Source organism: Streptomyces tuirus (genome assembly GCF_014701095.1).
GTDB classification, from domain to species: Bacteria; Actinomycetota; Actinomycetes; order Streptomycetales; family Streptomycetaceae; genus Streptomyces; species Streptomyces tuirus.
The window spans coordinates 5816388-5827748 of the sequence record NZ_AP023439.1; the positions used below are offsets into that span (position 1 = coordinate 5816388).

General features: G+C 68.2%; 4 protein-coding genes. 3 read left to right on the forward strand and 1 reads right to left on the reverse strand.

What is annotated here, in order from left to right; all coding sequences use genetic code 11:
* Positions 1 to 300 precede the first annotated feature (300 nt).
* Both IGS69_RS26655 and IGS69_RS26660 read left to right on the forward strand, forming a co-directional pair.
* Positions 301 to 594: a hypothetical protein gene (locus tag IGS69_RS26655; protein ID WP_190903014.1), complete on the forward strand. Its 294-nt coding sequence runs from the start codon at positions 301 to 303 to the stop codon at positions 592 to 594.
* Positions 595 to 958: 364 nt separating this feature from the next.
* A complete protein-coding gene (locus IGS69_RS26660; RefSeq protein ID WP_190904783.1) occupies positions 959 to 1174 on the forward strand; it encodes a hypothetical protein in 216 nt (71 codons plus the stop codon).
* Between the two features lie 76 nt (positions 1175 to 1250).
* Here IGS69_RS26660 and IGS69_RS26665 read toward each other — a convergent pair whose 3' ends face one another.
* A complete protein-coding gene (locus IGS69_RS26665; protein WP_190903015.1) occupies positions 1251 to 9536 on the reverse strand; it encodes an AAA family ATPase in 8286 nt (2761 codons plus the stop codon).
* Between the two features lie 865 nt (positions 9537 to 10401).
* Between IGS69_RS26665 and IGS69_RS26670 the strand changes: the two genes are divergently transcribed.
* The gene (locus IGS69_RS26670) at positions 10402 to 11235 is read left to right on the forward strand and encodes an SDR family NAD(P)-dependent oxidoreductase (protein WP_190903016.1); all 834 of its coding nucleotides are present in this window, start codon (positions 10402 to 10404) and stop codon (positions 11233 to 11235) included.
* The last annotated feature ends 126 nt before the right edge of the window (positions 11236 to 11361 follow it).

Consider the following 11361-nt stretch of genomic DNA (forward strand, 5'->3'; position numbering starts at 1 on the left):
TTTTGGGCGTGGGGTGTGCCGGGAAGTCTGGTCGGCGTTTTCAGGGGCTGTGTGCCCGTTCGTCGATGTTTCCCGGAGGCGTCACCGTGAGACTGTCCGCCAAAAGGCATTTCGGCATCGCCTTGGTAGTCGCAGGAGCACTGATGTGCCTTGCCGGAGCTGCGCTCTACGTGATGCCCGGCCCTGGTTTCCCCGTTCTCGCGCTCGGCCTGGCTGCCGTCGTCATCGGGCTCTTCCTGCTCGCCGCGCTCCGCCGCGAGTGACGGCCGACTCAACTCTCCGACAGGAGCCCAGGTACTGATGCTTTGGCAGTGGATCGGCCTTGCCGTCTTTTCCGTCACCCTGTTGCCCGCCGGCGTCGCGCTGCTGACCGGCCGCGTACCACGGCGGCTGCGTCCTCGCCTGGACCCGATGCGCCCGCGCGGCCTGGCGGTTCTCGCCTTCTACGCCGCTGCTCAGCTCAATGCCATTCCCCGCCTGGCCGGCGCCTCGCCCGTGGCTACTCTGGCCGCCACGGGCCTGGCGATGATGGTGACACTCGCGGGTTGCATCGTGGTGATGGTCGCCACCCAGAGGACCAGGGCCACCCGATGATCGGCCGTACCCGCTTGGTGCGGCATGCCTGGTCCCTGACCGTCTGGTGGTTGCTGCTGGCCCTGGCTCTGTGGCTCCTTGGCCAGGCCTTCGGCCAGACCTCTTCCCTCATGGCATGCGCCGCTTCCTCAGCGTTCCTGGTCGGCATCGGGGAGATCGGTGACTGGCTGCGTCGGCGTCTGGCAGCTCACCGGAGGCGGACGGGGCACGCACTCAAACGGTCCCGCTGAATGCACTTCCAGGGGGGGGGTCTGATGCTCTCCCGTTGGTGATATGCCGAGGGCGACGAGTTCACCGCGCACATCGGAGGGCTCGGCACGGTCACCACCGCGTTCGCCTCCGCCGCCACGGAAGGAGCCGTCGCATGAGTACGAAGGTCGCCGTCATCGGGCCGGGCAACATCGGTACCCGCCTGATGGTCAAGATCCTCCGGCTCTCCGACCCGATTCGTGATGCGCTCCAGCCGCAAGCGGCACCCGACGGTGCGCCGTCCGCTGCCCGACGACTCCTGCCACACCGCGGTCCTCCCGCGCCGCTGCCGTGCCAGGGCGGGCGGCAGCGGGTGGGGAAGCGTGGCTGACCGTTGTCTTGGCCGACGGCACGCGGCGCACCGAACTGCGGCGGCTGTTGACCAGCCGCCTGCGGCCGGGAAAGCGTCAACCGCTGACAGCTTCGACAATCTGTGTGGCAGCCGTGAATGCCGTAGCGGCTCCAGCGACCGTCTCAAGCGTGTCGCGCAGGAAGCCGGCGAGACGGGCGACCCTGCCGGGGTTCGGCTGCTCGTTCTGCACCTCGCCCTCAAGCCGCTCGAGCGTAGTCACCACATCGTTTGCGTCGCCGCCGTCCATCTGGTCATGGATCCGCTCGATCTCCGCCCGGAGTTCGGCGACCAGCTTGCCCAGGTCCTGCTTCTCAGCGGTCGCGTCCGGACCGACGGACGACGTATTGGTGACTTTGGCCTTGCTCTTGTGGCCGATCGCATTTCCTTGCAGGGTGGAACGCTCGATCTTGATGCTGCTGTCAGTCATGGAGTCCTCCTGGATGGAACGGGCTGAGGCGGTGACGTAGTTGATGACCGGTGGCGGGGATGGTGAGGGAAAGACCGGCATTGCCTTGTAGGCGTGTTCGTTCAGATGAACCTCGCTCGGGCCTGGAGGCGCCTCCCGCGGACCGAGTTCGGCCGGAAGCGCGTTGATCAGTGCTTCTGCGAGATCTGACGGGGATCGGTACCGACGGGCTGAATGCGGGTGCAGGGCATCCTTCAACAGCCACTGCATGGCCGGCGGAACCCCCGGTAGGTCGTCGCGGACCAGCGCCTCCGCGTCCACAGAATTGTCCGGCTTCAGCGGCAACTGGTGTTCGGGATGGACCAGTTCGTACAGTACGGCCACCAGCGCACGGGCGTCGTGCTCGGGCCCTCGGATGTCGCCGTCGCCCATCGCCGATCGGTAGTAGCGCGAACCTTGCGGGGTCAGCAGCGGGCGGGGCTCGGGTCCCGCACTCACGCACCCGTACCCCCAGCCGACCACGAACACCTCTCGATTGTCGTTCTGCGCGTCGCCGGACAGGATCAGGTTGGCGGGGCGGATGTCCCCGTGCGACATGCGCTGGTTCTCCCACACATTCTGGAGTGTCCAGCATGCCATCAGCACCCAACGGGCGGCTTTCACCGGATCGATGGACGGGGTCGATACAAGGTGATCGCCCAGTGAGAATCCGTTGACCCGCTCGTAGACGAGCCAGCTTCCCCGGACTTCCCAGCGTGGAGGAACTCCCTGCATCTGTTCGTATGCGTCGCCACCGAGCACCCTCGTGATCTCGCGAAGCACGTTGCGATCCGCTTCGGGGTAGTACTTGGCGATGTACTTGGTCGACGGATCGTCCCGGTGCACGACCACGCAGGACCGCTTGTCGGACGGAGAGATGCGATCCTGCACCTGGTAGCCGGCAGTGCGCAGCTCTCGCTCATGCGGGTGCATCCCGTCCGGGTCTTCCTCCGGAGGGCCGCTCTGCTCCTTGAGCCATCCCTGCACGATTCCATTCGCCCAGGAAAGGCAGTTGCCCTCGAGGACCAGCAATCCGTAGTCCAGGTAGTCGTCCAACTGCCGCCGTTCCTCCTCGGTGAGAGCACGGCGCACCTGCAGTTCGTCCGGATCGGTGTCCAGTTCGCTGTCGATCTTGAAGAACAGGTCCGGGATCCGGGCGCCGCTCGCGTAGGGGTCCGCGATGTCCAGCACGGCTTGACGCTGCCTCCTGACCCACTCGCCGGCCTCGTCCACGAGCTGTTGGTCGATGACCGTACGATTCAGCTGCTCAAGCAGCTCGGCGAGCCTCTTGCCCATCATGTGGACGTGCTGAGGATGCCCCCGTGTCTTGTCATAGACGAGCTCGGCAGCAGAGGCGAGCACTTGGACGGTGTTGTCGAAGCCCTGGTGAACGATCTGCAGGGTCGCCTGACGGTCCAATGGACCGATGCGCATGGGCTGGGAGAAGTCCTGCTGCGACAGCGTGCCTTCGAGGGACTGGCGCAACTGTTCGGTGGTGCAGGAGCCGCTGAAGAGCAGAGCCAGAGTTCCGTCGAGTTTCAGCGCGCGCAGAACGCCCATGTCGTTCGCCTTGGCCTGAGCGTTCGGATAGCGGTTCAGCAGTTCCTGGAACTCGTCGACGACGATCAGCAGAGCGATCTCCTCGTTCGGCCACACCTCGCGGCGCAGGCGCCGCCACCAGCGGCGGAAGTTCACACTGTTGTCCCCGGGAAGCTCCACGCCGCTGAGGTCGCGGCCGTACACGTCCTCGATCCGGTCCAAGACCGAGTTGGCGATCTGCTGAAGCATCGGGGCCGACCCCGGATTCGTCTCCTGTCCGTCGACCAGAACGGTGAGGGCACGGGGAATGCGCCATTCCGCCGGCGTCAGCAGCTCGCCGCCTGCCCCGCTGTGCATGCGCATCAGTTCATGGATGATCGATGTCTTGCCGGCTCGCCGAGAGCCCATCATGACGAGTGACGGCACCGAGTGCCGGTGAGCATCCGCGTACACGGTGCGCAGACGTTCAAGCTCGCTCGTGCGTCCGACGAACATGCCCGGCACTGCCGGTTCGCCCGGCCGGAACTTGGACACGACTGCTTCCTGACGCACGAGCTGCTTCACCTGCACGGTGAACAGTGCCGTTTCCGTCTCGTCCCCGTTGGCCGGCGTCCCGGAGAGCTCGACGGTGAGTTCGCGGTCGGAGGCGGGGACCGCGAGGAAACACCCGACGGTGTTCGACGCCTTCAGCTCCCCCAGAGACCTCTCGTGGCCGAGCACCGTGACCTTGGTGTCACGCAGATCCCGGCCTGCGCGCACGACGAGTTGGAGCTCGACCGGCCCGTTGCTGAGCCGTGTCGCGGTAGATCGCCGCAGGGTGACGGAGCCTTCGGACGACGTCGCACCCGACAGCAGTTGATCGCGGCCGTAGTCGTCCCACACCGCGCGCAGCGCGTCCTGCGTGGCCTTGGCGTGGACGCCGAGCGGCTCGGAGAGATCCGGGATCAGCGCCTCTCCCGTGCGAATCCGGCTCTCGGTCTCGACTGTGTGGTCTTCGAGCGTCTCCGCCGACGCTCTGCTCGTCGGCCGAGCCTGGAACTGCTGCCACTGCTGCTGCCAGCACCTGGCGAGGCTTCGGCTCACCGCCGCGTCGAGGCCGCCTACCGCGCACTCGGCCAGCGCGTCGCCGACTTCCTTGAGGTGGTCTCCGAGCTTCGGACTCCTCAGCAGCTCCTTCGTCGCGGACACCAGAGACGCGAGCTTCTCGGACGGCTCTGCCGCCGCTTCGGCGACCCGCCCGGCCAGAATCTGGTCGGCGTAGGCGTGCGGGTCCGGCAGCCCCGCCTCTTCGAAGGCGCCGGCCAGCCGGGAGCAGACCGTGTGGTGAGGCGCTCCGCTCTTCAGCGCTCGCTCGAAGGCGGCGACTGCGGTCCGGTACTGTCCTCGGCGGGCACAGGCCGTCCCGAGCAGCAAGGCCCGCGTCGTTACTTCCTTCTGTGCCGCTCTGCCCTGCGAGCGCCGCACCTTGCCGCTCAGGAACCTGTGCAGGCGGACGGGATCGTCCTCGAGGAACTCGTACACACGCTGCAACTGCGCCTCGGTCAAAGGCTGGACGCCGCTGTTCAGGGCCTCGGGTGTGCCGGCCGCGAGCGCGGTGTCGACCAGGACGTCACCGGGTGGTGGGGTCGGCTGGCGCAGTAGGTCCAGCGCCTGGGCCACCAGGGACCTTTCCCCCGCCTCGTCCGCGAGGACGGCCGCCAGCGCGGCCGGTGTGGAACTGCGCCGGGGGTCCAGCCGTGCGTGCAGCAGGAGCAGTTCCACCGCGGCGACGGGCATGTCAGCCATCTCGCGGTCGGTGAGCAGTCCGGCATGGGCCAGCAGCTGGTCCTGGTCGGAGTACCAGACAGGTGAGACGGAGAGCAGCCTCACCGCCTCGGCGTATTCACGACGGGCGCAGGCGAGGTACACGAGGACTTCCTGTCGGTCCTGACGGGAACCGATCAGCGACGCGACCGTACGGGCCTCCTCGTCCCGCTCCGCGTTGATCAGGCAGACCGCGGCCACCGTTGAGACGCGTGCGTAGCGGGGCTTCCTGGCGACGAGCTCCAGGGCGTGATCCGAGGCGAGCTCCCATTCCTCGTTCGCGGCCGCTTCCAGCAGATCCTGCGCTTCCTCCTTCGCCCAGCCGGGAAGCTGGTTCCTCAGGGCCGTCGGGCTCGTCGGGGGCTGGAACCGTGCCAGCGCCCGTACCCGGAGGTCGTCCAGGGTGGATTTGTACTCCTTCTTCAGCCTGCGCACGGTCTGCCGCCGGTCCAGACCCTGGTCGACGATGTCCCGCACTACCCGGTCAGCGGCCCGGCCCGGTGAAGGGAGAGGACCGGCTGCTTTGCGCAGGATCGCGGCCTCGGCACAGGTCGGGTTGCTCATCAGGGCCAGTTCGGCATAGCGGCCCAGGTCCTCCCGGGCTCCCAACTGCTGGGAGAGCTTCGCCAGGGAGAGATGGAACTCGAAGTGAGCGTCGTTGGAGTGGTAGGGCTCCAAGAGGGCACGCAGCTCCTGTGCACGCCCGAGCACCCTCGCCACGCGGACCGCCGGGGCGAGCAGCTCGAAGTTCGCCTGGGTCCTCTCGATCCATTCCGTCAAGAGTTCCCAGGCGGGGCCCGGACGCTGCGCCGCCTCCAGGACCATCGCCAGGCCGGCTGCCGTGGCGGCGTCCGGCGTGAGGGAGAACAGTTCCCGCATGATCGGCACATAACGCCCGGCCTCCTGGACGTCACCCAGGCGCATCGCCTTCCGCACCGCGTCGGCCGCGTTGCGGAAGGCGCTGACACTGGGGGCGCTGCGGCATTGCGCGATCAGACGGGCCGCCTCGACCTCCGCCTCGGCGAGAGACCGGTGCTGGACGGAAGGGGACGACGAGGCCGGACGTGAGGAGGCGCTGCCCCGCGCATCGTCCGGCTGCGCGATGGTGCGCCGTCGGACAGAAACCAGTCCCGTCTGCTCGGGTACCTTACGGCCGATCTCCGTGAAGAAGTCGTCGAGGGCGGCCTGCTGGTCCGGCGACGGCTGACGGGGCAGCACGCGCAGACAGTATTCGAAGGTCGTGGCAGCGGCGTGGAGCTGGCCTGTGGCCGCATAGGCGCATCCCAGGTTCCAGGCCGCTCCCGCCGTGAGCCACAGGGTGTCGGCCCACTGGTCGTGCAGGTGCAAAGCGTCTTCCGGGCGTCCGGCCAGGACCAGGTAGCCCAGCGCGTTCGCGAGGGCGACCGGATGATCACGGACTGCAGCCGCCCACGCGTCGGCGATGTAGTCGAGGGTTGATCCGGGCGGTGGCTGCTGGGCCAGACGAATACCGGGCTCGGTGGCCACCGGGCCGCTGATGGTCGCGGTCCTGGGCTTCAGTTCTCGCCGGGCGGCCGGCTGTCGCGCTCCCGCTTCGCGCATGCGCGGTGGCCTCTTGGGCAGCAGCTCGTTCGGCATCCCGGCTTCACGCGCCGCCCGGTCACGGAGCAGCAGCATCCGGGGAAGCTTTTCCGGTGGCGTCCATGACACGCACCTCTGCAGGAGTTCGGCCGCTTCCCCCGCCCTGCCGCCGTCAAGCAGCCAGTAGGAGACCTCACGTACCAGATAGTCGTCGCCTGTCCCCTCCACGTCCTCGAGGAGAACCGCAAAGGGCAGTCCGTTCGGAATCGGTGTCTGAGTGTTGCGGAGCCCCGACACGATGTCGGAGATCGTGATACCTCCCTGTCCGGACGTGGCACGGGCCTCCCACAGTGCGTCGAGCAGACCGCCGGCGCGGAGCCTGTCCTCCAGGGTCCGGAAGACGAGGGTTTCCCCATGAGCGGTTTTCGGGTCACCGGTCCCCGTTGTCACGACCCCTGACCCAGCAGCGGGCGACGAACTACCCGAGTCGGTCATCGCGCGGAGGCGCTGCTCCAGAGGGCCGGTCCATGTGTCCGGCGCTCCCAGGGCACGCGCCTGGTTCAGCACATTTCGTGCGACGACGGTGTCGAGGCACCGCGGATCGAGCGCCGTACGGGCCAGCTCGACGTAATGCCGCCAGACGAGCGCGCCCGGCGTCTCGCCGATCCGGGTGATCACCGCCCGCGCGCGCGCCAGGTCACCCGACTCCCGGCAGATGCGCAGCATGAGAAAGGCCCCTGGCGACGAAGCGTTCTCGCCGAGCACCTGTTCCAGCAGACGGGCCGCGTCCTCCGTCCGCCCCGACTCGTACAGATGCTTGGCCAGCGACTCGCTGGTCTGGCTGCCGCCGGCCGAGTGCTGGACGGTCGGCTGCGGAGCGGCAGCCGCCAACGGCGACTGGACGCCGTGCTGGGCACAGAACGAGGTCACGGAGTCCAGCTGCTCGCGCGACATTTTCCCGGGCAGGATCCGGTACATGACCTTGAGGGACTCCACGGCGTGGCCCACTAGACCGACCGCCGCGTACGCGCAGGCGATGTTCCAGGCCGCGGACGCGTTGAGGTACTGGCGGCGCCCGTAACGGCGGTAGACGTCAAGTCCTTCAGTCGAGCGTCCGGCCAGCACATGCCATCCCACGGCCGGCCCCAGGGCCGACGTGAATCCCGCCGCCCGGGCCTCGGCGTAGGCACGGGCCGCCCGCGGCGCATCGTGAAGGGCGACGGCGTCGATCAGTTCCGCCATGGCGGGTCTTTCGGCGAATGAACGGGGTACCTTGCCCAGTCGTGGTTCCAGAGGGAGGATCCCGGCCTTGGCGGCGTACAAGGACAGGTGCTCGGGCGGCAGAGGCGGATGGCCGAGGTGGAACACCTTCTCGGCCCGGGTGTACTCGCCGCAGGACTGGAGCGCCTGTTCCAGCAGATGCCAGGTCATCGGGCGCAGCGCGGCCGCGAACCGCAGCTCGGAGCGTTCCAGCAGTTCGGCGGCTGCCCGGGGGTCGACCTGCAGCAGCTGCCGAGCAGTGCGGTGCACCGCCTCGTCGTCGCCGGACTGCGCGAGTTGGTGCAGGGCCTGCTGAGCCTCGGCCACTATCGCCGGGGTGGCGTCGAACCGCCTGCTGGCCAGGATCCGCGTCCTCAGGGCCTCGCTCGGATCGTCGACGACCGTGTCGGAGGCCCGCAGACGGGTGTCGAGAGTGCTTCCCGCAACGGTTTCGTGGTACGCGGACGTCGTCCCCGACGGAACAGAATCCTCAAGGGGTGGCGGCGGTGTTCCGGCAGGTCCGCCGGCCTGGCCCGCGGCCGGCCCCCTCTCCCGGGGCGCCGACCGGCCGAGGCGCTGCTCAACGGCGTTCAGATAGCGCGCGGCCGCACGCAAGTCCCTGTCTTTGAGGTATCTTTCGGCGGTTCGCAGATCAAGGTCTTCTTCGGTCTGATCGCTCAGCGTTTCACGGCATGTCTCGAGTCGGCGGGCGAGATCCATCTCCTCCCGGGCCTCGGCGAGCATGTCGATCCCCTGCTCGGCGTCCTCCAGATCCCCGCGTGCCAGTGCCTCCATGACGAGAGAGCGCAGGGGGAGCAGATCCTCGGAACCCGGTCCTTCGCCGGGTGACGCCAGAGCCCGCGCCTGTTCCCGGAGTCCTTCCAGAGGCGCCAACGCCTCGTTCAACACATGACGAGGGATGCCGGAATGCCGGACCACCAGGGCGACCCGGGGGCGGGCGAGCGGATCGGCCTCCTCGAGGACCCGCTGCGCCAGAAACGGCAGGAGGGAAGCTCCGTCGTCCGTACGCGGCGAGTCGATTTCGGACTGGTCCAGCGCTGCCGTGAGCACGGACGCGAGCGTCGCGTCGAGGCCGGTTCTGAACAGATCCTCCGGGCGGGGAATCCGCGGCGCTTCCCAGGGAAAGGCGTCCGCTAGTTCGAGCAACCGCTCAACCTGCGCGACCACCTCGGTCGTGGCCTTCACCAACTGCCGGTGGCGGAAGGACTGCTGGTCCTGCTGGAAACGTACGACCCCGGCGACCAAATCCTCCGGGCTGTGGGACAACAGCCCGTAGTCGTTAAGCCGACCGTCGGCCACGTCGCTGAGCAAGTTGGCAACTGGCTGGACGAACAGGCCTTGGGTGACGGCGCGGTCGGTCCCCGCCAAACTCTGGGTGAGATCGCGCAGCTTCTCGGCCTGCTTCCTCAGCAGGCCGGAACCGAGGGAGTTCAGCAGGGTCCCGGACGACGTGCCGTCAACCGTCTCCGCTAACTGGTGTGTCAAAGGCGCCGGGAGAGCCTGGACCGTACGGAACAGATCAGTACGGCCGCGCCCCTCCCACGCTTTCGACGACCAGTCCAGAAGCTGTGCCAGCGCCAGGTCGCCGGACTCGAGTGCCGCTTCCGACAGCCACGACCCGAGCTCCGCACCCGGACCTCCGTCGACGATCCTTTCCGGCCGTTCGGCGGCGGCTGACGAAAGGATGGCGATCCGGCGCTGCATCAGCACCACGAACGGAGCCGTCGCCCGGAGATGCTCGACAGGCCAGGGCGTCTCCCGCTCACGGTGGCTCGCGATGAAACGGACAAGCTGACGGGCTGTCTCCTGGGAGGTCCCGGCCACGGACGTCTCGAACGACCCGCTGCTCTGCACCGTCTTACACCCCCGTGATACCTGGCAAGTCATGCGTTACTCACGGAGTATCGAGGCTTTTCCGGGGTGCCTCCACTTCACGGGTGTCCCCGGATCCGCGTTGACACCGTTCTGTGACAAGGAGAGGACGGTCGGAGCCGTTACGGCCGGTGGTGATGGTCCCGGTGAGCCTTGCAGAGCGGCATCGATCCGGTGACGGCCTGGGTGCCCGCGACCTCCAGAGCCGCCGTTGGCGTGGTGTTCGAAGCCTCGACCTGCCGACCCAGGAGCGCCTGGATTTCCTGTCCTTCCCTCTTCTTTACAACTGCGGGCATGAAGCACCTGGCCGGCTGGCGCCCGGCCAGCTCAAGACCCAGAAACGAGGGCCCTGGACGCAACATCGCCCTGCTCTCATCGTCCCCAGGTCATCCGCCCGCACCGAGCGCGGCTGGGACGGCGTCCGGTACGAGCGTCTGTTCCCAGAGTCGCCCTAAGTCGCGCAGTTCCCTTGGACAGCGGGCATCGCCTACTCGCGGGGGCTGGCCGTCTCGGAGCACGGCGGTTTGGCCGACGAGCCGGACCGTTCGCGTAGTCGGGTGCGGGTGCGAAGCGACTCGGGCCTGCGCCATCGAGATCGGTCCTGTTGACGCTGATCTGGTCGGCCGGTGTCTCAAAGTGCTCAGCACGGGATCACCGGGTCCTAGGGTCGGATGCGTCGTGTGATCTCGGAGGAGCCGGAACAGCTGTGACTGACGGACGAGTTGTTGTCGTGACCGGTGGAGGCTCGGGCATCGGGGAGGCCACCGCTCGGCTGTTGCGCGAAGGAGGTCACCATGTGGTCGTCTCGGGCCGGCGGAGCGAGCCGTTGCGACGTCTCGAACGGGAGATCGGGGTGCTTGCGCACCCCTCCGATGTGAGGGACCCGGAGGCTGCCGACGGTCTTGTCCAGGCGGCCCTGGACGCGTACGGACGGCTCGACGGACTCGTGCTCAACGCGGGCATCGGGCGCGGTGGGACCGTGGGCGACCTGTCGTTGGAGGACTGGGACGAGGTGATGCGCACCAACGTCACCGGTCCGCTGCTGCTTCTGCGCGCTGCGATCCCGCACCTGCTGGAGGCGAGAGGGGCGGTGGTCGCCGTCGCTTCGGTGTCCGCCTTGCGCAACGGCGCGAGCAACGCCCCGTACGCCACGTCCAAGGCGGCCCTGCTTCAACTCTCCCGTTCCGTCGCCGTCGACTACGGGCGTCAGGGGGTGCGGGCCAACATCGTGTGCCCGAGCTGGGTGAGAAGCGAGATGGCCGACCGCCGCATGGCGCGCTTCGCGGCCGAGGCGGATCTGCGGGGTGAGGGCGTGGACGGCGCTTATGAGGAGGTGACCGGACTTCTTCCCCTGGGGCGTCCGGGTGAGCCTCGTGAGATCGCGGAGACCATCGGCTGGCTGCTGTCCCCGGCGGCGTCCTATGTGAACGGAGCCGTGCTCACCGTCGACGGCGGGGCGACCGCCCTGGATCCCGGGACGCTGGCGTTCGACTTCCGTGTCGCGCCCCGCCACGACGAGGCGCCTGGCACTCCTCGGTAGCGGCCCGGACCCGCGACCGCCGTGCCGCCCGCCCGTCACTCGCGGTGGGTCGGTGCTCCCGCGTCGACGGGCTCGTCGTGCCAGGGCAGCGCGTCCGTCATCGACGGCCATGTCCGGGCGATCCCC

Coding starts and splice junctions, on each gene's coding strand:
- IGS69_RS26655 (WP_190903014.1), top strand. CDS start 301: ATGCTTTGGCAGTGGATCGGCCTTGCCGTCTTTTCCGTCACCCTGTTG.
- IGS69_RS26660 (WP_190904783.1), top strand. CDS start 959: ATGAGTACGAAGGTCGCCGTCATCGGGCCGGGCAACATCGGTACCCGC.